The organism is Phaeobacter sp. JH20_29 (assembly GCF_048056175.1).
Taxonomy (GTDB): Bacteria; Pseudomonadota; Alphaproteobacteria; order Rhodobacterales; family Rhodobacteraceae; genus Phaeobacter; species Phaeobacter bryozoorum.
In genome coordinates this window covers 77279-98756 of the sequence record NZ_JAYMWO010000018.1, presented here as the reverse complement: position 1 = coordinate 98756, position 21478 = coordinate 77279, and the positions used below count along the sequence as shown (strand labels likewise).

General features: G+C 63.7%; 21 protein-coding genes. 10 read left to right on the top strand and 11 right to left on the bottom strand.

All coding sequences use genetic code 11. From position 1 onward, the window contains the following. Window positions 1-66: 66 nt before the first annotated feature. Window positions 67-1302: an MFS transporter gene (locus VWZ85_RS15385; protein ID WP_340544592.1), complete on the bottom strand. Its 1236-nt coding sequence runs from the start codon at window positions 1300-1302 to the stop codon at window positions 67-69. Between the two features lie 130 nt (window positions 1303-1432). On the opposite strand from VWZ85_RS15385, the gene VWZ85_RS15380 reads away from it, so the two are divergent. Beyond that, window positions 1433-2497, top strand: coding sequence for a YeeE/YedE family protein (locus VWZ85_RS15380; protein WP_416588957.1), 1065 nt, complete (start codon window positions 1433-1435; stop codon window positions 2495-2497). 128 nt (window positions 2498-2625) lie between these two features. On the opposite strand, the gene VWZ85_RS15375 is transcribed toward VWZ85_RS15380, so the two are convergent. After that, the gene (locus VWZ85_RS15375; RefSeq protein ID WP_416588955.1) at window positions 2626-4821 is read right to left on the bottom strand and encodes a primosomal protein N'; all 2196 of its coding nucleotides are present in this window, start codon (window positions 4819-4821) and stop codon (window positions 2626-2628) included. 192 nt (window positions 4822-5013) lie between these two features. Here VWZ85_RS15375 and fsa point away from each other — a divergent pair, with 192 nt between their 5' ends. The 5 genes from fsa to VWZ85_RS15350 all read left to right on the top strand — a co-directional run bounded on the left by fsa (window position 5014) and on the right by VWZ85_RS15350 (window position 8844). Beyond that, the gene (fsa, locus tag VWZ85_RS15370; RefSeq protein ID WP_416544227.1) at window positions 5014-5667 is read left to right on the top strand and encodes a fructose-6-phosphate aldolase; all 654 of its coding nucleotides are present in this window, start codon (window positions 5014-5016) and stop codon (window positions 5665-5667) included. A gap of 233 nt (window positions 5668-5900) precedes the next feature. Beyond that, window positions 5901-6608, top strand: a complete 708-nt coding sequence (locus VWZ85_RS15365; RefSeq protein WP_340544586.1) for a DUF484 family protein — start codon at window positions 5901-5903, stop codon at window positions 6606-6608. Next, window positions 6605-7540 (top strand): tyrosine recombinase XerC, encoded by a 936-nt coding sequence (locus VWZ85_RS15360; protein ID WP_416542517.1) that lies wholly within the window; start codon window positions 6605-6607, stop codon window positions 7538-7540. Before VWZ85_RS15365 ends, VWZ85_RS15360 begins: the two co-directional genes overlap by 4 nt. A gap of 97 nt (window positions 7541-7637) precedes the next feature. Continuing rightward, entirely contained in the window at window positions 7638-7979 is a 342-nt protein-coding gene (locus tag VWZ85_RS15355) for a hypothetical protein (RefSeq protein ID WP_416588950.1), read from the top strand. Window positions 7980-8148: 169 nt separating this feature from the next. Then, window positions 8149-8844, top strand: a complete 696-nt coding sequence (locus VWZ85_RS15350; RefSeq protein ID WP_416588947.1) for a CDP-alcohol phosphatidyltransferase family protein — start codon at window positions 8149-8151, stop codon at window positions 8842-8844. A gap of 60 nt (window positions 8845-8904) precedes the next feature. Here VWZ85_RS15350 and VWZ85_RS15345 read toward each other — a convergent pair whose 3' ends face one another. After that, entirely contained in the window at window positions 8905-9399 is a 495-nt protein-coding gene (locus VWZ85_RS15345) for a methylated-DNA--[protein]-cysteine S-methyltransferase (protein ID WP_416588944.1), read from the bottom strand. A 262-nt stretch (window positions 9400-9661) separates the two neighbouring features. Here VWZ85_RS15345 and VWZ85_RS15340 point away from each other — a divergent pair, with 262 nt between their 5' ends. Beyond that, the gene (locus VWZ85_RS15340; protein ID WP_340544580.1) at window positions 9662-9997 is read left to right on the top strand and encodes a hypothetical protein; all 336 of its coding nucleotides are present in this window, start codon (window positions 9662-9664) and stop codon (window positions 9995-9997) included. A gap of 245 nt (window positions 9998-10242) precedes the next feature. Here VWZ85_RS15340 and ileS read toward each other — a convergent pair whose 3' ends face one another. Then, window positions 10243-13173, bottom strand: a complete 2931-nt coding sequence (gene ileS, locus VWZ85_RS15335) for an isoleucine--tRNA ligase (RefSeq protein WP_416588941.1) — start codon at window positions 13171-13173, stop codon at window positions 10243-10245. A 696-nt stretch (window positions 13174-13869) separates the two neighbouring features. On the opposite strand from ileS, the gene VWZ85_RS15330 reads away from it, so the two are divergent. Beyond that, window positions 13870-14280: a group III truncated hemoglobin gene (locus tag VWZ85_RS15330; RefSeq protein WP_416588938.1), complete on the top strand. Its 411-nt coding sequence runs from the start codon at window positions 13870-13872 to the stop codon at window positions 14278-14280. A gap of 107 nt (window positions 14281-14387) precedes the next feature. Here VWZ85_RS15330 and VWZ85_RS15325 read toward each other — a convergent pair whose 3' ends face one another. Genes VWZ85_RS15325 through VWZ85_RS15315 form a run of 3 tightly spaced genes read right to left on the bottom strand, consistent with a single transcriptional unit; the run spans window position 14388 to window position 17379 of the window. After that, window positions 14388-15425: a YcjF family protein gene (locus tag VWZ85_RS15325; RefSeq protein WP_416588936.1), complete on the bottom strand. Its 1038-nt coding sequence runs from the start codon at window positions 15423-15425 to the stop codon at window positions 14388-14390. Continuing rightward, the gene (locus tag VWZ85_RS15320; RefSeq protein WP_416588933.1) at window positions 15422-15967 is read right to left on the bottom strand and encodes a GNAT family N-acetyltransferase; all 546 of its coding nucleotides are present in this window, start codon (window positions 15965-15967) and stop codon (window positions 15422-15424) included. Before VWZ85_RS15320 ends, VWZ85_RS15325 begins: the two co-directional genes overlap by 4 nt. Then, window positions 15964-17379: a YcjX family protein gene (locus tag VWZ85_RS15315; protein WP_416588930.1), complete on the bottom strand. Its 1416-nt coding sequence runs from the start codon at window positions 17377-17379 to the stop codon at window positions 15964-15966. Before VWZ85_RS15315 ends, VWZ85_RS15320 begins: the two co-directional genes overlap by 4 nt. A 145-nt stretch (window positions 17380-17524) precedes the next feature. On the opposite strand from VWZ85_RS15315, the gene truA reads away from it, so the two are divergent. Together truA and VWZ85_RS15305 are read left to right on the top strand one after the other, a co-directional pair. Next, the gene (gene truA / locus VWZ85_RS15310; RefSeq protein ID WP_340544571.1) at window positions 17525-18298 is read left to right on the top strand and encodes a tRNA pseudouridine(38-40) synthase TruA; all 774 of its coding nucleotides are present in this window, start codon (window positions 17525-17527) and stop codon (window positions 18296-18298) included. 174 nt (window positions 18299-18472) lie between these two features. Continuing rightward, a complete protein-coding gene (locus VWZ85_RS15305; protein WP_416588927.1) occupies window positions 18473-19144 on the top strand; it encodes a PAS domain-containing protein in 672 nt (223 codons plus the stop codon). Window positions 19145-19199: 55 nt separating this feature from the next. On the opposite strand, the gene queF is transcribed toward VWZ85_RS15305, so the two are convergent. From queF to queC, 4 genes are read right to left on the bottom strand one after another with little or no spacing between them, the layout of a single operon-like run. Further along, complete coding sequence (queF, locus tag VWZ85_RS15300; protein ID WP_340544567.1) at window positions 19200-19664, bottom strand: preQ(1) synthase; 465 nt, start codon at window positions 19662-19664, stop codon at window positions 19200-19202. 26 nt (window positions 19665-19690) lie between these two features. After that, entirely contained in the window at window positions 19691-20398 is a 708-nt protein-coding gene (gene queE, locus VWZ85_RS15295; RefSeq protein WP_340546281.1) for a 7-carboxy-7-deazaguanine synthase QueE, read from the bottom strand. Beyond that, window positions 20395-20748: a 6-carboxytetrahydropterin synthase QueD gene (gene queD, locus VWZ85_RS15290; protein ID WP_260075073.1), complete on the bottom strand. Its 354-nt coding sequence runs from the start codon at window positions 20746-20748 to the stop codon at window positions 20395-20397. The genes queE and queD overlap by 4 nt, the downstream gene beginning before the upstream one ends. Continuing rightward, entirely contained in the window at window positions 20748-21446 is a 699-nt protein-coding gene (gene queC, locus VWZ85_RS15285) for a 7-cyano-7-deazaguanine synthase QueC (protein WP_416537298.1), read from the bottom strand. The genes queD and queC overlap by 1 nt, the downstream gene beginning before the upstream one ends. Between the last annotated feature and the right edge of the window lie 32 nt (window positions 21447-21478).

The window sequence follows — 21478 nt, the reverse complement described above, 5'->3', positions numbered from 1 at the left end:
GCGGCGCAGGTCAAGAGCCGTGACCCTGCCCGCCCCGCTTTGGGACTGGGGCGCGGGCCGCGCGTGTCATTCTGCCGGGGCGGTGCCTTGCCACTTGGCAAAGATCGTCTCATTGCCGGGTTCGGGATGGCGCGGGATCAGCAGCGACAGCATCAGCGAGATCATCGCCATCCCAGCCGCCAGCGCAAAGACCGCGGCAGGAGACACCACCCAGAGCAACCCCAGCGTCACCGGCAGCACCACCGCGGCGATATGGTTGATGGTAAAGGCCACCGCAGCGGTTGGCGCAATATCTGACGGGTCGGCGATCTTCTGGAAATAGGTCTTCAGCGCCAGCGCCAGCCCAAACAGGATATGGTCTACAACGTAAAGCACCCCCGCCAGAACCACGCCCCAGCTGAACCAGTAGAGCCCGCCATAGGCGGCAAAGACCAACGCCAGCCCGGTGTATTCAAAAATCAGCGTGCGGCGCTCGCCGAAGCGGGCGACAGCGCGCCCCAGCAGCGGTGCCGCAATCATATTGACCACCAGGTTGATCAGATAGAGGCTGGTCAGCTCATGCACGGCAAAGCCGAATTTCTCCACCATCATGAAGCCGGCAAAAACCACAAAGATCTGCCGCCGCGCCCCGGCCATGAACTGCAACGCATAGTAGAGCCAGTAGCGGCGGCGCAGGATCAGGCGTTTGGTCTGCGGATGCGGCGCGTCGAACTGCGGATAGGCCAGCAGGCAGAACAGCGCCATCGCAGTGGTGGTGCCCCCCGCCAGCAGGAAGACGATATTATAGGTCAGGCCCAGCGGCTCCCACAGCAGGGCAATCAGGCTGTAGACCACCAGCGTTGCCGCGGATCCCGCCGCCACCAGCCAGCCCAGGATCTGTGGCGCCCGCAGCTTGGGCAGCCATTGCAACTGCAGCGACTGATTCACCGTCTCATAGTAATGAAACCCGATCGAGCTGAGCAGCGTGATGGTCAGCAGCCCGCCAAGGCTGGGAAACCACGCCGTGACGGCGGTCGCCAGCCCCAGCATCATCAACGAGACCAGCCCCAGCACCTGTTCGCGCACAAACAGGATCACCGCGATCACCCCGATGGCGAGAAACCCCGGAATCTCGCGCACCGTATGCAGCAGGCCGATGTCAGCCCCGTCGAAATTCGCGGCCTCGATCACAAAGTTGTTGAGCAGCGCGCTCCAGGTGTTGAAGGCAATCGGCATGGTCAGCGCCATCACAAACAGCAAGGTCGTGGGGCGGCGCCAGAGCGGCAGGGACGCCGCAGCTTCGGTGGGGACAGGTTTGAACATGCCCACGGCTCTACGCCGATCGGCCGCCGCTGGCGAGAAAAAAAGCCGCCCGCACATCTGATCTGCATCAATGCACGAGTGTATCGGAAATCATATTCACAAAGCGGAATTTCATGAAAGGTGGCTGCGGGTGGACGGATTTATCGGATTTGTCGAATGGGTTGGCGAACCCGGCGCGGCGGCCCTGCTCGGGGCTTTGACCGGTGGCATCTTTGGCGTGGCGGCGCAGCGCTCACGGTTCTGCCTGCGGGCCGCCACGGTGGAATTTGCCCGGGGCCGGATGGGAGACCGGGTAGCGGTCTGGCTGCTGACGTTTTCGACCGCGCTGGTCTGGGTGCAGGCTGGTCGGCTGCTGGGATGGATCAATACCGATGAGGCGCGGATGATGGCGGTGCCGGGCAGCTGGTCCGGCGCCATCATCGGCGGGCTGATCTTTGGCATCGGCATGATGCTGGCGCGGGGCTGTTCGGGTCGGCTGCTGGTGCTGGCCGCGAGCGGAAACCTGCGCTCGGTGGTGTCGGGGCTGATCTTTGCCGTGACCGCCCAGATGAGCCTTTCCGGGCATCTGGCGCCCCTGAGGGATTATCTGGCCGGGCTGTGGATCACCTCTGGCGGGCGCAATCTGGATCTGCTGACCGCAGCCGGTCTGCCGGAGTGGTCCGGGCTGGTCATTGGCCTGCTAACGGCACTCCTTGCGCTGGGTTTGTCCGCACAGAACCGCATCGGCGCGGGTCGGCTGATCTTTGCCTCTGGCGTCGGCTTTGCGGTGGCGCTTGGCTGGGCGGTGACCTCGGCGCTGGCACAGGTGGCCTTTGATCCGGTGCAGATCGAAAGCGCGACCTTCACCGGCCCCTCGGCACGGATGCTGATGTTTTTCCTCGATCGCGCCTCGGTTCTGGAGTTCGATATCGGGTTGGTTGCAGGGGTCTTTGGCGGCGCGATGCTGGCGGCTGCCGTTGGTGGAGAGATGCGCCTGCAGGCGTTTGACGACGCTGCCACGATGCGCCGGGCGATGATTGGCGCGGCCCTGATGGGCTTTGGCGGCATGTTGGCGGGTGGCTGCGCCATCGGTGCGGGTGTCACCGGCGGATCGATCTTTGCGGGCACCGCCTGGCTTGCGCTGTTTTCCATGTGGGTCGGGGCGGTGCTGACCGATGTGCTGACCGATCAGCGGCGGATGTCGGCGCTGGCCTGACCACATGCGAGGCGCTGCCTCGCGCTCCGGGATATTTGACGCCAGAAGATGACAAGCCGCAGATATCTTCTGGCCGGAAATATCCCCGGGGAGGCCGCAGGCCGGGGGCAGCGCCCCCATCGGATTCCTCAGAAGAAATTCTGCGGGTCGATATCGACGGAGAGACGCAGATCCGCCTTGAGACGTATTGGACCAATCCAGCGGGCGATTGCATCCTGTAGCGGCGTCCCCTTGTCGGCCTTCACAAGCAGGCGCACCCGGTGGCGGCCGCGGATCCGCGCTATGGGCGCCGGTGCCGGACCAAAAACCTGCGCGCCGATCTGGCGCAGTGGCATGTCATTGCGCGCCAGCGTCAGGCCAAGATCCATCACCGCAGGCAGATCCGGCCCCGACAGGATGATGCCCGCCATCCGCCCATAAGGCGGTACGCCTGCGGCGTGACGTTCGGCGGCTTCGGCCTTCCAGAAGGCTTCCTCATCGCCGGAGAGGATCGCGCGGATGACCGGGTGTTCGGGCTGGAAGGTCTGCATCAGCGCCTCGCCCGGCCTGTCGGCGCGCCCGGCCCGCCCTGCGACCTGCCGCATCAGCTGGAACGTTCGCTCCGCCGCGCGCAGATCCGACCCTTGCAGGCCAAGATCCGCGTCAATCACGCCGACCAGTGTGAGCAGGGGAAAGTTATGCCCCTTGGCCACCAGTTGGGTGCCGAGGATGATATCGGCCTCCCCTGCGGCGATCTCCTCGATCCGTTGCTTCAGGGCGCGGGCGGAGGCAAAGAGATCGGAGGACAGGACCGCGATCCGGGCCTCTGGGAACAGCGCGGCGGTTTCTTCGCCCAGCCGCTCGATACCGGGGCCGACGGGGGCCATTTTGCCCTCGACCTGACAGGTCGGGCAGGCGTCCGGTACGGGTTTGGTCTCGCCGCATTGGTGGCACATCAGCCGCTTCATGAAACGGTGTTCAACCATGCGGGAATCGCAATGGTCGCAGGTCACATGGCCGCCGCAGGCGCGGCAGATGGTGACCGGCGCAAAGCCACGGCGGTTGAGGAACAGGAGCGATTGTTCGCCGCGTTCCATGCGGGCTGTCATTGCCTGTTTCAGTGTTGGTGAGATCCAGGTCGAGGCGGGCAGTTTTTCCGCCCTCATGTCGATCGCGCGCATCTCTGGCAGCACCGAGGCGCCAAAACGAGAGGTGAGATCCAGACGGCTGTATTTGCCTGCCTCGGCATTGGCCCAGGTCTCCAGCGAGGGCGTGGCCGACGCGAGCACCACCTGCGCCGAACACATGGCCGCGCGCAGCACCGCCATGTCGCGGGCATTATAACAGACCCCTTCGTCCTGTTTGTAAGAGGTGTCATGTTCCTCATCCACAATGATGAGGCCGAGGTTCTGATAGGGCAGAAACAGCGCCGAGCGCGCGCCGATCACCAGCTGCGCCTTGCCCTGCCCGACCATGCGCCAGACCCGGCGACGTTCGGTCATCGTCGCGCCCGAGTGCCATTCGGCGGGCGTCGCACCAAAGCGCTGCTCGACCCGTTTCAGGAATTCTGCCGTCAGGGCGATTTCCGGCAAGAGCACCAGCGCCTGGCGCCCTGCGCGCAAGGTTGCGGCGACCGCCTCCAGATAGACCTCGGTCTTGCCGGAGCCGGTGACGCCCTTCAGCAGCGTGGTGCCGTAGCGGCCACTGGCGACCCCCTCGCCAAGTGTGGCGGCGGCGGCGGCCTGATCGTCGGTCAGGGTCTTGCCGGGCAGGTCCGGGTCGAGGCGCGGATAGGGCAGATCACGCGGCGCGTCCTCTTCGCGCAGGGCGCCCTGTTTCACCAGCCCCTTGACCACCGAGGTTGTGACCCCGGCAAGATCCGCGAGTTCCTTCGCCGTGAAGGCCAGGCCGCCGTATTCCGCCACCGCCGAGAGCACCCGTTCGCGGGCATCGGTCATGCGGTCGGGCATCTGGCCGGTGGGGCGCAGCACCTTGCGCATGGAAACGGGATCCGAGAGGCCCGGTGCGCGGGTCGCAAGCCGCAGCATCGCGGGCAGCGGCGTCAGCGTGTAATCGGCGGATCTGGCGAGGAACTGGCGCATCTCATCGCGCATCGGGGCCACATCCAGCACCCTATTCACCGGGCGCAGCTTGGCCGAATCGAAATCGCCCGCCCCCGGCCCCCAGATCACCCCGAGCACACGGCGCGGGCCGAGCGGCACCTCGACATAGGCGCCGAGATGGCAGCCGCCCTCGGGCGCGCGATAGTCAAGGACGCGGTCCAGCGGCTGTGTCGTCAGGACGCCAACCCGGTCGCCTTGGTGAAAAAATGCCTGCTCCTGCACGCGTTTCTGCCTCTTCTGCCCATCCGCCGGGGCCGGGTGTTTCCCCGCCCTGCTGGTTCTGCCCCGGCCTTGGTGCCTGAGCCCGGGCCTGCTGCTCAGGTCGATCCGGGCGTTACGGGGGGTTTTTAAAGCCCGCCCCATCAGGTAAAGGCTAGCGCAATCAAGGCCAACCCATCCAGAGGACCCTAGCCGATGAAATTCTTCGTAGACACCGCTGAAATCGACGCCATTGCCGAGCTGAATGATCTGGGCATGGTGGATGGTGTGACCACCAACCCCTCGCTGATCAAGAAATCCGGTCGTGACATCATCGAAGTGACCAAGGAAATCTGTGATCTGGTCGATGGTCCGGTCTCTGCCGAGGTGACCGCAACAGATGCCGAGAACATGATCGCCGAAGGCCGCAAGCTGGTTGAGATCGCCGAAAACATCGCTGTGAAAGTGCCGCTGACCTGGGACGGTCTGAAGGCCTGCAAAACCCTGACCGACGATGGCCATATGGTGAATGTGACCCTGTGCTTCTCGGCCAATCAGGCGCTGCTGGCGGCCAAGGCTGGCGCGACCTTCATCTCGCCCTTCATCGGCCGTCTGGACGATATCAACCTCGATGGCATGGATCTGATCGCGGATATCCGCACCATCTATGACAACTACGGCTTTGAGACCGAGATCCTCGCGGCCTCCATCCGCAGCGCCAACCACGTGCTGGAAAGCGCGCGCATCGGCGCCGATGTGATCACCGCACCGCCCGCCGTGATCAAGGGCATGATCAACCATCCGCTGACTGACAAGGGTCTGGATGCCTTCCTCGCCGATATCAAGGCTGCGAACATCAAGATCCTGTAAGGCCGGGGACCGTCGATAGACGGCCACGACACGTTAGAGACAGCAAGGGGCGGCCTGACGGGCGGCCCCTTTTTCTTTGTGCCGCTGGCCTGTGCGGGCGATCGCAGGGCGACCGGTATCTGAGGCGTTCCATCGGCAGGGTTTTGCAAAGGGTGTCCAAAATTTTGCCACCCCTGGGTGAAACCCGTGTTATAACACCGGCAAAACCCATCAGAGGTCAAAAAGAGCAGAGCATGAGCACGACGGCAGAACTGGAAGACACCCTGCGCCAGGCGATCCTGGCCAAACCCGACGCCCTGTTGGAGGACCAAAGCGTGATGAGCGCGCTGGTCAGCGCCAATGAGCGCGCGATGGGGTCCAATATCGTGGACCTGCGCGGCATTGCAATGGAGCGGATGGAGGCCCGGCTGGACCGGCTGGAGGACACCCATCGGTCGGTGATTGCGGCGGCTTATGAGAACCTTGCCGGGACCAATCAGATCCACCGTGCCGTCCTGCGCCTGCTGGATCCGACGGATTTTGAAAGCTACCTCGGCAATCTTGGCGGTGAGCTGGCGGAAATCCTGCGGGTGGATTCGATCACCCTGGTGCTGGAATCGCCGCAGCCGGAACAGGATGCCGCCGTGCAGCGCATGGATCAGGTTCTGAAAGTGGTCGAGCCGGGGTTTGTCGAACAGTATATCAACCCGCAGCGGAGCGGGCCGGACCGTCAGGTCACGCTGCGCCAGATGCAATCCGGCAATCCCCGCACCCATGGGGCAAAGGCCGAGTTCATCCGCTCGGAGGCCTGTCTGAAACTGGAACTGGGCGCAGGCCGCCTGCCCGGCCTGCTGGTGCTGGGAGCCGAGGATCCGCACCAGTTCACCCCGCAGCATGGTACTGACCTGCTGGCGTTTTTTGCCGGCGTTTTTGAGCGCTCGATGCGCCACTGGCTGTCGTGACGCCAGCGGCCACAGTGCTGATCTCTCCGGCCTGCCGCGATGCGCTGGAACACTGGCTGGCCGGTCTGGCGGCGCTACAGGGGGCGGCGGCGAATACCATCACCGCCTATCGCGGCGATGTGGTCGAATTCCTCGCCTTCATGACACAGCATTTTGGTGGCCCGCAGGGGCTGGGGGCGCTGGCGGAGATTTCCACCGGCGACATGCGCGCCTGGATGGCGGCCACCCGCGCCACCGGGACCGGGGCACGGTCACTGGCGCGCAAGCTCTCGGCGGTCAAGAGTTTCTACACCTGGCTGGCTGAACGGCAGGGGTTTGAACCCACCGCCGTGCTGTCCGCCCGCAGTCCGAAATTCCAGAAGAAACTGCCCCGCCCACTGGCGCAGGAGGCCGCCCGCGCGGTGATCGAGACCGTGGAACATCAATCCACCACCGATTGGGTCGCCGCCCGCGATGTGGCGGTGGTGACGCTGCTTTATGGCTGCGGGCTGCGGATTTCGGAGGCGCTGGGTCTGACAGGTGCAGACGCGCCGCTGCCTGCGGTGCTGCGGATCACCGGCAAGGGCGGCAAGGAGCGGATCGTGCCGGTATTGCCCGTGGCGCGGGATGCGGTGGATCGCTATCTGCGGCTTTGCCCGCATCCGCAGGAGCGCGCGGCACCGCTGTTTCGCGGGGTACGCGGCGGCGCGCTGAACGCACGTATCATCCGCAGCGCCATGGCACAGGCCCGCGCGCAGCTGGGTCTGCCTGCCAGTGCCACGCCACATGCGCTGCGTCACAGCTTTGCCACCCATCTGCTGGAGGCCGGTGGCGATCTGCGTGCGATTCAGGAACTGCTGGGCCATGCCTCGCTGTCGACAACACAGGCCTATACGGCCGTGGATACGGCACATTTGATGGATGTCTACAACCGCGCCCACCCCAAAGCGTGAGACCTGCGCAAAAGGTGCATCTGCGTAAGCAGCCTTAACCCCGCGGTAACGGCCATGGGAGAAATTACTGGCGTCAAATCCAGAAGGATCCCCAGTGATGAGTATCGTATCCCAAAGCCATACCTCCGAAAGCGCACCGCTTGGCGCGCCGTATAATCCCGCAAACCGCAGTGCCGCCCATGCCACGACCTCCGATATCGGTGATGTGGATTTCAGCCAGTTCTATGAACAGCTGCTGGCGGATCTGGACAGCGATGGCGACCGCCAGATCTCCGATCAGGAATGGGCCGACTACCGCGCCGGGAAAGCCGCCCGTGGCGAATATGTCGCCAGCCCCGGACCATCGGAGGCCAGTGCCTACCCGCAGCTGGTGGACAGCCGCAACCTGACCGAGACGCTGTTTCGCAAGGCACTGATGGAAGACCCGGACCACGAGTGACGCCAATTGCGGTGCCGCGACAGCAGGACGCCAGCCAGCGATGGACGCCGAACCGATCCGTGGCAGCAGGTGGCACCGAGGACACCAAAGGCCTGAATTTCCGCCTATGGATGCAGCGTTTTCCCATTGACCACTTGCGAGATAACGGGAAATTCGCCATCAGGGGCAGATGACACCTCAGTTTCGCGCCCTCTCCGTTCACCTGCTCACCGCCACCGGTGCGGTGTTTGCAATCCTCGCCATGCTGGCTGCGGCTGATGCCAAGTGGAGCCTGATGTTTGTCTGGCTCGTCGTGGCCTTTGCCGTGGATGGTATTGATGGGCCGCTGGCCCGCCACTATGAGGTGAAACGCTATGCGCCGGAGTTTGACGGCGTGCTGCTCGATCTGATCATCGACTATCTCACCTATGTGTTCATTCCGGCCTTTGCCCTGTTCAAATCCGGCCTGATGGCAGGCTGGACCGGCTGGATGGCGCTCATCGTGATCACCTTTGCCAGTGCCTTGTATTTTGCCGACACCCGGATGAAGACCAAGGACAACTCCTTTTCCGGTTTTCCGGGATGCTGGAACATGCTGGTGCTGGTCATCTTTGCGCTAGAGCCGAGCCATTGGACCAGCCTGGTTCTGGTCACCCTCCTGGCGATTGCCATGTTCCTGCCGCTGAAGTTCATTCACCCGGTCCGCACCGAACGCTGGCGCAAGGTGTCGCTGCCGGTGGCGCTGGCCTGGACCTTCTTTGCCGGTTGGGCCGCCTGGGTGGATTTCCACCCGCAGAGCTGGGCACATTGGGGGCTGGTGCTGACTTCGGTCTATCTGATCTTTGTCGGTATCGCCCAGCAGATCGTGCCGGAGCGCGAGGCCTGAGCCTCAGCCGCTGACGGGGGCATGCCGCCCTGCGATGCTTGCAAAAAATGACCGCGGTGGTCAGATCAGCAGGCCGGCCGCGCCTTCGTGGCGCAGCAGGGCCACCTTTGTTTCCACACCGCCCGCACCGGAAAACCCGCCCAGTCCGCCCGCGCCCAGAACCCGGTGGCAGGGGATGATCACCGGGATCGGATTGGCTCCGCAGGCATTGCCCACCGGCTGCGCGGCGGCGCCAAGCTCCCGCGCGATTTCACCATAGGTGCGGGTCTCCCCCAGCGGAATCGCCGACATGGCAGCACAGACCCGGCGCTGAAAATCGCTGCCCGCCACCGCCAGCGGCAGGTCGAATTCCGTCAGTTCATGGGCAAAATAGGCGCGCAGCTGGGCAAGCGCCCGCTCCGTCAGCGCCGAAGCCGACGCTCCGGCGGGCGCCGTTGACCAGTCCAGCCGGACAATGGCCCCGTCCCGCTCGGTCACACAGAGCCAGCCGACCGGCGTGTCGAGACCGGCCTGAGCGATATGCTGTGTCGCGGTTGCAGTGAGCTGCCCGGTCACGATGATCCCTTTTTGCTGCGGCGGCACGCCTCAACGTCGCTGGCCGCCCGGATCGCAGCACCAGGGGCTGCTGATCCCATCCGCCGACTCTCTGCGCGATGGCCACCGCCGTCAAGGCAATGCCCGATCCGGGGCCGTCAGGATCCTAACCTTTTGGATAGGAACCTATGCCTTCGGCGCTGTCGGCTACCCACAGGAGCGCATGCAATTTCGCCAAATTTTAGTAAAGATGGGTCTCAAGTTGTTAAGAAGGTCAGTCACCATGCAGATCACCGGTCAATCAAATGTCAGCGTGTACCGTATGCTGAGCGGACATATGAATGGGCAGCAGGCCGCGCAGGCGGGCCAGCCCGGTGAGCAGACGGGTGGCCTGGAGAGTGTCGCATCGGTCGCCAAGAAAGCGGCAGCCACATCGACACAGGCAGCTTTGACCGGACCGAGCGAAGGAGCAAGCATGATGGCAGGCACCCAGTATCTGCGTTCAGTGGTTCAACAGAAACTGCAGGATCTGCAGTCGGGCTACCACGCCGGGCCGCTTCCGGTCAGCGAGGTGATCGCCCAGAACCAGTATCGTGCCGCCCAGCGGGTGATCGGCTGAGGCATCCGGGAGGTTCACCCCGGCAAGCCACGCCCCGCCGCGCCGACTGCGGAACAGCAGCACAAAGAGATTTCATAGAAACCCCCGGCGTTTGTTGACAGGGGCCCCTGTCGCGGACGTCCAAAAGAAGCGCGCCGCCCGCCCCATCTAGGAGCGGGCGGCGCGCAGATCCCTGACGGGATCTGTGATCACCACAGGCGAGACGGGCGGACATCAAACCCGCCCGCGCCCAGTCTTAGCGCGGCTCAGCCAAGCGCCGCATCACAGCGGCCGCAGACGCCCGCATGGCTGTGGTTGCCCACATCCGGCAGGATTTTCCAGCAGCGCTGGCACTTATCACCATCGGCCTTCTCGAACACCACCGACACGCCGTCCACCTCGGGCATGCGGAAGGCTTCGGCCGGGGCCGGATCACCGCTGAGCACGATATCGGAGGTGATGCAGACATCGGCGAAATTCACCGATTTCAGCGCGGTCAGAACCTCAGCGTCGCGCACATGCACCACCGGCGCGGCCTCCAGTGAGGCGCCGATCACCTTGTCGACGCGCTGCACCTCTAGAGCGGCGGTAACGACGCGGCGGGCCTGACGGACCTTGGCCCATTTCGCAGCCAGCGGCTCATTCAGCCAATCGGCCGGGGTTGTCGGGATATCCTGAAGATGCAGCGAGCTGTCATCGCCGGGGAACCGCTCCAGCCAGACCTCTTCCATGGTGAAGACCAGGATCGGGGCCAGCCATGTGGTCAGCCGGTGGAACAGGATATCCAGCACCGTGCGGGCCGCACGGGCGTTCAGCGTGTCGCCGTCGCAGTAGAGCGCGTCCTTGCGGATATCGAAATAGAAGGCCGACAGATCCACGGTGGCAAAGTTGAACACCGCCGAGAACACCCCCTGGAAATCAAAGGCCTGATAGCCGGTGCGGACCTTGTGATCCAGCTCCGCCAGACGGTGCAGAACCCATTGTTCCAGCTCGGGCATATCGGCCGGATCCACGCGCTGATCTTCGGAGAAATCCGCAAGGCTGCCGAGCATGTAGCGCATGGTATTGCGCAGGCGGCGATAGCTGTCGGCGACACCTTTGAGGATTTCCGCCCCGATCCGCTGGTCGGCGGTGTAGTCGGTCTGTGCCACCCAGAGACGCAGGATATCGGCGCCATACTGCTGGACGATTTTCTCGGGCACAATGGTGTTGCCGAGCGATTTGGACATCTTGTTGCCCTTCTCGTCCAGCGTGAATCCATGGGTGACCACGTTGCGATAGGGCGCGCGGCCCTTGGTGCCGCAGGCCTGCAAGAGGGAAGAGTGGAACCAGCCGCGATGCTGGTCGGTGCCTTCCATATAGACGTCGGCGATACCGTCCTCGGTGCCGTCCTCGCGGTCACGCAGCACAAAGGCGTGGGTGGAGCCACTGTCGAACCAGACGTCGAGCACGTCAAAGACCTGATCGTAATCCTCAGGGTTCGCGATGCCGTCGAGCATCTTCTCCTTGAAGCCATCCGTGTACCAGATATCGGCGCCATGTTCCTCAAACGCGGCCACGATGCGGGTGTTCAGCTGTTTATTGCGCAGGAGGAAGTCGGGATCTGTCGGCAGCACGCCCTTCTTCACGAAGCAGGTGAGCGGCACGCCCCAGGCGCGCTGGCGCGACAGCACCCAGTCCGGGCGGCTTTCGATCATCGAATAGAGGCGGTTCCGGCCGGTCTGCGGGGTCCAGTGAACCAGCTGGTCGATGGAATTCAGCGCGCGGGTGCGGATGGTATCGCCCATCTCGCCCATGCCGTCGTCCAGCTCGCGGTCCACGGAGGCAAACCACTGCGGGGTGTTGCGGAACACGATCGGTGCCTTGGAGCGCCAGGAATGCGGGTAGCTGTGGGTGATGCGGCCACGGGCGATGATGCCGCCGGCCTCGACCAGCTTGGCGATCACGGCGGTGTTGGCCTTGCCTTCCTTGCCCTTCTTGTCAAAGATCTGAAGCCCGGCAAAGAACGGCACATGCGACAGGAATTCGGATTCCTCGCCCACGTTGTGGGTCATCCGGTCGATCCAGTTGCGCGCGACGAAACACTCATAGTCATCCGCACCATGGCTGGGCGCGGTGTGGACAAAGCCGGTGCCTGCATCATCGGTGACATGGTCGCCGTCGATCATCGGCACGTCATAATCCCAGAAGCCATCTGCTCCGTCGATGCCATTGAAGGGGTGTTTACAGATCAGCCCTGCAAATTCGGAGGCCTCAACATCGCGGACCTTGGTGAATTCGGTGACGCGGGATTTGCCAAGCGCATCCTCGGCCAGCGCGTTTGCAAAGAGATAGAGATCACCGGGGTTGGTCCAGCTTTCCTCTTCGGTGGCGTCCACACGATAGAGGCCGTAAGCGACCTTCGGATTGAAGGCGACGGCCTTGTTCGACGGGATCGTCCAGGGGGTGGTGGTCCAGATCACCACGCGGGCATCGGCCAGATCGCCGGTCGCATTGGCAAAGCCGAAGGGCACCCAGATGGTGTGCGATTTATGGTCGTGATACTCGATCTCGGCCTCAGCCAGCGCGGTTTTCTCAACCGGCGACCACATCACGGGTTTGGAGCCCTGATAGAGCGTGCCGTTCATCAGGAACTTCATGAATTCATCCGCGATCACCGCTTCGGCGTGGAAATCCATGGTGATATAGGGATCAGCCCAGTTGCCGGTGATGCCAAGGCGTTTGAATTCCTCGCGCTGGATATCAATCCAGCCTTCGGCGAACTTGCGGCATTCCTGACGGAAATCGACGATGTTCACCTCGTCCTTGTTCTTGCCCTTCTTGCGGTACTGCTCTTCAATCTTCCATTCGATCGGCAGGCCGTGGCAATCCCAGCCCGGCACATAACGCGCGTCAAAGCCCATCATCTGGTGCGAGCGGACGATCATGTCCTTGATCGTCTTGTTCAGCGCGTGGCCGATATGCAGGTGACCGTTGGCGTAAGGGGGGCCGTCATGCAGGGTGAAGGGCTTGCGCTCGGCATCGGTGCCCTTGGCGGCGGCGGCCTTTTCGCGAAGTTTGTCATAGACGCCAATCTGCGCCCAACGCTCCAGCCAGCCCGGCTCACGCTTGGGCAGGCCCGCGCGCATCGGGAAATCGGTTTTGGGCAGATTGAGGGTGTCTTTGTACTCAGGCGTCTGAGGCGTGTCGGCACACATGTGCAGCGTCCTTTGGATGATCTGGTCGTATTTTGGGATATTCGGTTCGGTGCGATGGCTCAAGCACCTTTGCCCGGCGGCTCACGTGGTCAGAGCGCCGGGGATATAATTCGAATAATGATGGCCGCAACATGGGACATGAGGGCCTTATAGGCAGGAGCGGCAGGCGGGTAAAGCGGCAGATCGAGGTTGGCACGCGGATAACCGTGCGCGATGGTAGCGGCATCTACAAAATATCATTGAACAGTGAACAGATGTCAGCAACTGATCCCATCACGGTTTCGCTTCTCTTCACGCAGTATCAGTTGTCTGCATTTCTGGCTGTTGCGGGGTTTACCGCGCTTGTTTTGCTGGCATGGCTTGCCATCCCTGTGCAGGGCAATCGCTCACGACATCGCCCGTGGACGAACCGCACCCCTCTTGTGGGCTATGCTTTCGCCCTATCGCCCGTCTGGGCATTGCTTCTCCTAGAAACTCTGGTCGCGCTTTTGCAGCTGTCGGGCAGATTTGACCCGACTATGAGCGGTGCAGAGATGCGTTGGAGGCATGGGGCGAAACCTACGACGACGTGCCCGACGGCTCTTAACCGAGATACGCCACACCAAGTCGCCGCACAATTGGTCGCAGCCTGTGTCCGGGCGGCTGTACCGGCGGCGTGCTCTGGTGTAGCGACGGGATGGAAAGGTGGCTTTTGACATGACCCAGACCGCGCTTGCACGATTTGACATCACCGCAGAGCAGATCGCTCATGTGGTGGATATGTTTTATTCCCGCGTGCGGACCCATGCGGTGCTCGGCCCGGTGTTTGCCGCCCATGTCGAGGATTGGCCCGAGCATGAGGAGAAGATCAGCCGGTTCTGGCGCAATGCGATCCTGCGGGAGAAATGCTATAGCGGCAATCCGATGCGGGTGCATGTCAGCAGGCCGGATGTGAAGGCGGAGCATTTCCCGCTCTGGCTGGGGCTGTTTCACGAGGTGTTGCAGGCGGAGCTGCCGGAACGGACGGCGCTGCAATGGGGCGCGCTGGCGGATCGGATTGGCGAGGGGTTTCGCACCGGGATCGTCGCCATGCGCCAGCCCAAAGATGCGCCACCGAAGCTGTTCTGATCCCGGAGGACGGCGGCTCTCCCGCCTCTGCGGCGGCGCTCTGGCGGGGCCAGACCCACCTGGCAGCCTTGGGCGTGGCTCATGCTGCGCATGAGGCTCAGGCCTGCCTATTGATCCTTGGAAAACAGGCCGGTCAGGGCGCGCTGGATGACCTTGCGGGTGCTTGGCTTCTGCGCCTTTGAGAAGGCCATCGGGCGGCAGACCTCCATCGCGGCGATGCCAACGCGGGCGGAGAGCGCGCCGTTCACCAGCCCTTCGCCAAAGCGGCGCGAGAGTTTCGACAACAACGATCCGCCCAGCACCGGCTCCAGCAGGTCATCGCCAACGGCGACGGCGCCGGTGGCGACCAGATGGGACAGCACAGCGCGGGTGAGCCGCCAGGAGCCGAGGAAACCGGACCGGCCGCCGTAGATATCGGCAATGCGGCGGATCATCCGCAATGAGGTCACAAGCGCGGTCACCACATCGGCCAGCGCCAGCGGCACCAGTGCGGTAACCGTCGCGACCTGACGTGCGCCACCTTCGACAACGCGCAGGGCGCGGGCATCCAGCGGCGCCAGCAGCTCCGCCTCGGCCAGTTGCAGCAGCGCGTCGGCATCCATGATATCGGCCTTGCGCTCGCTAAGCCGGGCCAGCCCCCAGGCGAGATCCTTGCGGCCGCGATAGAACCGTTCCAGCCCGGAGACATAGCTGCGCGCAGCCTTGAGATCGGCGGTGGCATCGGCGGTCCGGGCATCCGCCGCCAGCAGGGGCTGCGCAGCGCGCAGGCTTTCGACCCGGCGCAGGCGCGACAGCGCGGCCAGTTCGCGCAGACCCATCAGTAGCGCCAGCAGCAGGGCGATGGCAAAGCCTGCGCTGATGGCCCATCCCAGAAGCGGCAGGCGGTCGATCAGCCCGGTGGTGAAATCCCAGGCCGCGACGGAGATGACGGCACCTATGAGGGCCGTCAGACTGGCCCAGAACCAGCGCGCCAGCCTGGAGGGGCGACGGCTGGCCAGCTCCGCCGCCTGTGCCAGCGCGGGCTGTGGCAGGTTGCTGCTGGCGCCATCGAGATCAGGCACCGGTGGTGCGGCGGCCACATCCGGTGCGGCATCTGCCGTGGCGCTGTCGGAGAGGTCAAAAAGAACGGCGTCCTTGCGGGTCATGCTCTGTCCTTTGATGGGGCGGACGGTAATGGGGCGGACGGCCGGGCCTGCGCCGCCGGTCGGGGACCGGCGGCGGGCTGCGGCGTCGGCCAGAGATACTGGATATCCGGCAGGCGCTCATCATTGGTGGCCCCATCGCTGCGCGACTGCTCCCCGAAGCCTTCGCGCCGGTAGAACCGCTGCGCACCCTCATTGGCCTGATGGGTCCAGAGCTGCAGCGGCGACTGCACCGATTTGGCATAGTCCAGCAGCAGGCGTCCCAGCCCCTGCCCGCGTGCGCGCTGCCGGATGTAGAGCGCACAGATCGTGGCGCCATCCCGCGCCAGAAAGCCTTCGATCCGGCCGCCGATCTGCACCACGGTGACCCAGCCGCGATCAATCATGATCCCGCAGAAGCCAATCGCCTCGGCACCGGTATGGCGTTTGGGCATCCATGGCGTGTCGACTTCGAACCCGTGCAGGATTTCGGCAATCTTGCCTGCGTCAGTGCTGCGGGCCGGGCGCAGCGCGGGCGGTGGATCAGACTGTGCGACACAGGTCAAAGGCGGTCTCCGATCAGGAATTCTGCCGCCCGGTCGAGGCGGATGTGAGGTGGGCCGTCGCCCGGACGCAGGGTGAGCGGAGCCGGGGCGAAGGCCATGGCCTGATAATCGCCGTCGAGCCAGGTCTCTGCGCCCTGCCGGGCCGGGGTCAGCAGATGCGAGGGATCCTGCGGCAATGCGCCGGGATAAAAGGCCGCAGGCTTGCCGCTGTCCAGAAGCGTGCCACGCACGCAGGGCAGCTCGACCCCGTTGTGATGGCGCAGTTCCTCCGTCGTGGCGCGCAGGGCGGCAAGCGACAGCGCCGCCGTCTCGGCCCCGGCGAAGCGGGCCCGGTCGCGGGCATCGCGGGTCAGCGCCTCGATGATGGCGGTCAGCTGCGGGTGCTGCTGGTGATGCAGGTGATCGGCCTTGGTCGCCGCGAACAGGATCTTTTCCACCCGCTTGCCGCGCAGGATCTGGCGCAGAAACCCGTTGCGACCGGGACGGAAGGCGGCAAGGATATCAGTCATCGCGTGGCGCAGATCGTCGACCGCGCGGGGGCCGGAATGGATCGCGCTGAGGGCATCGACCAGCACAACCTGCCGGTCGATGCGGGCGAAATGATCGCGGAAGAAGGGTTTCACGACCTTTGACTTATAGGCCTCAAACCGGCGTTCCATCTCGCGGTGAAGCGACCGGCGCGGGGCGCTATCGCAAAGCGGGACCGGCGCGAAGGTCAGCACCGGCGACCCGGCCAGATCCCCCGGCAACAGGAAGCGCCCCGGTGTGCAGTCATAGTAGCCGGCGGCACGGGCCGCCTGCAGATAGGCGGCAAAGGCCGCGGCCAGATCCTGCGCCAGCGGTTCGTCATGGGGAGCTGTGGCGTCAACCTTCTGCGCCAGATCCAGAAACGCCACCGCCTGCGACCGACTGCGGATGCGGGTCAGCACCTCATCGCACCACTGGGCGTATGTCTTGTCCAGCAGCGCCAGATCCAGGAGCCATTCACCGGGATAATCGACGATGTCCAGATGCAGGGTGCGTGGTCCCTGAAAGCCCGACAGCAGACCGTTTGGCTGCACTTTCAGACTGAGGCGCAGTTCAGAGACGGCCCGCGTGCTGTCGGGCCAGAAGGGGCGCGGCCCGGTCAGGGCGCCAAGGTGGTTTTCGTAGTCAAATCGGGGCACGGTGTCATCGGGCTGGGGTTGCAGAAACGCCGTCTCGACCCGCCCTTCGCGCACCGCCGAGAGCTGCACCATCCGCCCCCGGTTCATCAGGTTGGCCACCAGTGAGGTGATGAACACGGTCTTGCCGGCGCGGGCAAGACCCGTGACGCCAAGGCGGATCGACGGTTCAAACAGGCTCTCCGAAAGGGCGGCGCCCGCCCCTTCGAAGCTGCGCAAGACCCCGTCTGCCAGTGATGATAATCCCAAAGGTTTGCCCCGTCTTGCCGACCCTTTGCGGGGTCGGATCCTTGTTCGATTTGATCAAGATAAGGGCTGACCGGGTATGATACCACCCCGGCAGGCCGCCATCCGGGACTTGTGCCGCCGCGATTGCCGCGTTACTTGCCCGCTCATGCCGCGTTTTGCTTTGAAAGTCGAATATCACGGCGCACCCTTTGCCGGGTGGCAGCGCCAGAAGGATCAGCCCTCGGTTCAGGGGGCGATCGAGGATGCGCTTGCGCGGCTCGAACCCGGCCCCCATACCATTGCCGCAGCAGGCCGCACCGATACCGGGGTGCATGGTCTGGGTCAGGTGGCCCATTGCGACATGGAAAAGGACTGGGATCCCTTCCGCCTGTCCGAGGCGCTGAATTACCATCTGAAGCCTGCGCCAGTGGCGATTGTGGATTGCGCCCGTGTGGACGACGATTGGCACGCGCGGTTCTCGGCCATTGAGCGGCAGTATCTGTTCCGCATCCTGATCCGCCGCGCGCCTGCCACCCATGACGCCGGACAGGTCTGGCAGCTGAGCCATGATCTGGATGCAGACGCCATGCAGGAGGCCGCGCACCATCTGATCGGCCAGCATGATTTCACCACGTTTCGCTCCTCGATCTGCCAGGCGGCCAGCCCGCTCAAGACGCTAGACGAGCTGCGCGTCGAGCGGGTTCAGGGCTTTTCGGGGCCGGAGATCCATTTCCATGTGCGGGCGCGGTCGTTCCTGCACAATCAGGTGCGCAGTTTTGTCGGCACGCTGGAGCGGGTCGGCGCCGGAGCCTGGGCGCCTGAGGATGTGAAATCTGCGCTTGAGGCGACGGACAGGGCTGCCTGTGGACCGGTCTGCCCGGGGCATGGGCTCTATCTTGCGCGGGTCGGATATCCTGACGACCCCTTCTCCGCAACCTGACAAACTGCTGTAAAAGTATCAGAAATCACCTTTCACGGCAGCGGCGGTCCGCTGTTGCGGAGGGCGGCGTATTTTTTTTTCAGTTTTTTGGCGCCCTACGGGAACCAACCGTTCGGTTACGCGTTTCGTCACAGATCATATGCTTAATCGGTGGGTGATGACGTGGAAAAAGAGATGGAACTTCTTGGTACTTTGCTGCGGCATTCCACGTTGCCGCTGTCGCTGATCAATCCCGAAGCCGAGGAGCTGGAGCTGGTTTTTGTCAACCGGGCCTTTGAACAGGCAACGGGTTACCGGGCGCAGGATGTGATCGACCGGCCGTGCCCGCTGTTCCAGGGCCCTGCGGTTCAGGAAAGTTCGGTGAGCCTGCTGAAACACGCCCGCGATATGTGCAGACGCGGGTCGCAAACGCTGTGGAACTACAATGCCGAGGGCGAGCCCTTTGAATGTCTGACCTATATCGACCCGATCACCGTTTCACCGGGCAATGTGGTCCTGCTGGGCTGTCACTTTCCGCTGTCGCCGCAGCTGTCATCATCACCGCCGCCGACGGCCAACCGCGAGGATGCTGGCGCGCCGCAAGCTGAGGCAGAGAGAGCCGGCGATGGTGGTTCGAACCGGGCCGAGGAAGTGATTGGCCTTCAGGATCAGAAAGATGAGCTGCTGGACTATGCCCGCAAGGCGCTGATGCGCTGTCTGGAGATGCGCCGCAACACGCTCTACAGCCGGATTGATCTCTACTTCAATCGCCGTCGCGGCAATCTGCTGGGAGCGGAGCCGCAGGATGTCGATGCCGCCGCCATGGCCCGCGATCCGCTGCTGGGACCGCGGGCGAGCCAGGTCTGACGACCCGGCCCGCATTCAGTGATCAGGCCGTCGGCTGACGGCCAGAGCGACGTTTTCAGCCGCGACCGCGATAGGGCGGCACGCCCTGATCCGGGATCCAGACGCCCTCCGGCAGCGGTCCGGTCTGCCAGAAGACATCAATCGGAATACCGCCACGCGGGTACCAATAGCCGCCGATCCGCAGCCACTGCGGCTCAAGGTAATCGGCCAGCCGACGCGCAATGGACACGGTGCAATCTTCGTGGAAGGCGCCGTGGTTGCGGAAGGACCCCAGAAACAGCTTGAGCGATTTGCTCTCGACCAGCCATTTGCCCGGCACGTAGTCGATGACCAGATGGGCAAAATCGGGCTGGCCGGTCATCGGGCAGAGTGATGTGAACTCCGGCGCGGTGAAGCGCACGTTGTAGGCGACGTCGGCCTGCGGGTTCTGCACCCGCTCCAGCTCTGCTTCGTCGGGGTTGCTGGGCATTACGGTCGCGCCGCCCAGCTGTTTCAGATCCTTGTAGATATCGTCACTCATCTTCTTTTCTCCTCAGGTCTCTCGGCCTAGACACCGCGCTTGTTGCCCCAGACCAGCACATGAAGCTGTGGCAGCACACGGGGGGTAAACCAGCGGTCTCCGGTTACCTTTTCAATCAGCCATTGCAGACGTTCTGTGGCGGCGGTCAGGTCCACCGGTTTATCCGGGTCCACCTCCGGGTTGCCGGGTTGCAGGTAGAGCGGCAGGTCCGGCAGGCGTTTTGCAACGGCCCGCGCCCAGTCATAATCCCGGTCGTCGAAGATCACGATCTTCACCACGGTTTGCCCGCACCCCTTTGCAGCCTGAAGGCAGTGGTCAAATTTCTGCCAATCCACCTTATGGCCGCTGGAGGGCGGTTTCGGGCTGAGCACCAGCGTGTCCAGCTGGGCAAACCAGGGCTGGTTGATCGAGCCCTGCGTCTCGCAGGCAAAGCGATAGCCCTCGGCCTTTCCCCGTGCGATCAGCTCGGCAAAGTCCTGAATGGCCGGGTTGCCACCCGAGAGCGAGACGGTCAGCGGCTGGCCGCCGCTGAGCTGCGTGACCTCTGCCCAGACATCGCTGGTGGTCATCGGGATCCAGGTCTCGCGGTATTTGCTGTCAACCGCGTGAAGGCTGTCGCACCAGCTGCATCGGTAATCGCAGCCGCCAGTGCGGACAAAGACGGTTGGCTCCCCGATCAGGGCGCCTTCTCCCTGGATCGTGGGTCCGAAGATTTCGGCAATGCGCAGGCTCATGGTCGGTACTCGGCCCATGTTTTCGGCGTCTCCGATACCCGCACCGCAGCGGTTTCGGGCCAGCGCGCGACACACCATTCGTAGAAATGACGGGCCATGTTCTCGGCGGTCGAGGGGCCGTCCATCACATCGTTCAGATGGCGATGATCAAAGCTGCCGTCGATGTAATTCTTCAGCGGTGCCAGCTCGTGATAATCGCGGACAAAACCGTCGCTGTTCAGCTTGGCGCCGGCCAGTTCGACCACGACGATGTAATTATGCCCATGCAGCCGCGCGCATTGGTGATCGGCTGGCAGATGGGTCAGCTGATGTGAAGCGGAGAAGTGGAACTCCTTGGTAATGCGGAACATCAGGCGGCCCCTTCCTTGATGGCTGTGCGCCAGAAATCGGGGTCCGCGTAGACTGTCGGATCCTCAACGCCTGCCAGATCGAAGGCCTCACGGCGTTCAACGCAGGTGCCGCAGCGCCCGCAATGATGTTCGCCACCCTTGTAGCAGGACCAGGTCTCGGCAAAGGGCGTGTTCACCGCCGCACCTGCGGTGACGATGTCGCCTTTGGAGCGATGCACGAACGGTGTCACCAGCGCCACATCGGCATAGCCGTCCAGCGCCATGCGCTGCATCGCGTCAAAAGCATCGGTGAAGGCCGGGCGGCAGTCCGGGTAAATGAAGTGATCGCCGCCATGCACCGCCGTTGCCACAGCCGTGTCGCCCTTGGCGGCGGCAATCCCGTAGGCAATGGTTAGCATGATGGCATTGCGGTTGGGCACCACCGTAACCTTCATGGTCTCTTCGGCGTAGTGTCCGTCCGGCACATCAATATCGTCTGTCAGGGCAGAGCCGCTGAGTGCCGCGCCGATCGAACGCATATCAATGATCTCGTGGGGAACCCCGAGCCGCTCTGCGCAGGCGGCAGCATAGTCGAGTTCCTTGCGGTGGCGCTGTCCGTAGTCGAACGAGACAAGGCGCGACAGCTGCCCTTTGGCAGCGAGTACATGGGCGAGGGATACCGAATCCAATCCGCCCGAGCAGATGACAAGTGTTTTCAAGTTTTCAGTCCTTGTTTTGATATCCGGGTAGG

Bases quoted from the DNA above. Each gene is read 5' to 3' on its own strand.
- VWZ85_RS15385 (WP_340544592.1), bottom strand. From the start codon at position 1,302: ATGTTCAAACCTGTCCCCACCGAAGCTGCGGCGTCCCTGCCGCTCTGG.
- VWZ85_RS15340 (WP_340544580.1), top strand. From the start codon at position 9,662: ATGCAGATCACCGGTCAATCAAATGTCAGCGTGTACCGTATGCTGAGC.
- fsa (WP_416544227.1), top strand. From the start codon at position 5,014: ATGAAATTCTTCGTAGACACCGCTGAAATCGACGCCATTGCCGAGCTG.
- queD (WP_260075073.1), bottom strand. From the start codon at position 20,748: ATGTTCCGCATTACCAAGGAGTTCCACTTCTCCGCTTCACATCAGCTG.
- VWZ85_RS15355 (WP_416588950.1), top strand. From the start codon at position 7,638: ATGAGTATCGTATCCCAAAGCCATACCTCCGAAAGCGCACCGCTTGGC.
- queE (WP_340546281.1), bottom strand. From the start codon at position 20,398: ATGAGCCTGCGCATTGCCGAAATCTTCGGACCCACGATCCAGGGAGAA.
- queF (WP_340544567.1), bottom strand. From the start codon at position 19,664: ATGAGTGACGATATCTACAAGGATCTGAAACAGCTGGGCGGCGCGACC.
- truA (WP_340544571.1), top strand. From the start codon at position 17,525: ATGCCGCGTTTTGCTTTGAAAGTCGAATATCACGGCGCACCCTTTGCC.
- VWZ85_RS15325 (WP_416588936.1), bottom strand. From the start codon at position 15,425: ATGACCCGCAAGGACGCCGTTCTTTTTGACCTCTCCGACAGCGCCACG.
- VWZ85_RS15365 (WP_340544586.1), top strand. From the start codon at position 5,901: ATGAGCACGACGGCAGAACTGGAAGACACCCTGCGCCAGGCGATCCTG.
- VWZ85_RS15330 (WP_416588938.1), top strand. From the start codon at position 13,870: ATGACCCAGACCGCGCTTGCACGATTTGACATCACCGCAGAGCAGATC.
- ileS (WP_416588941.1), bottom strand. From the start codon at position 13,173: ATGTGTGCCGACACGCCTCAGACGCCTGAGTACAAAGACACCCTCAAT.
- VWZ85_RS15350 (WP_416588947.1), top strand. From the start codon at position 8,149: ATGACACCTCAGTTTCGCGCCCTCTCCGTTCACCTGCTCACCGCCACC.
- VWZ85_RS15305 (WP_416588927.1), top strand. From the start codon at position 18,473: ATGGAACTTCTTGGTACTTTGCTGCGGCATTCCACGTTGCCGCTGTCG.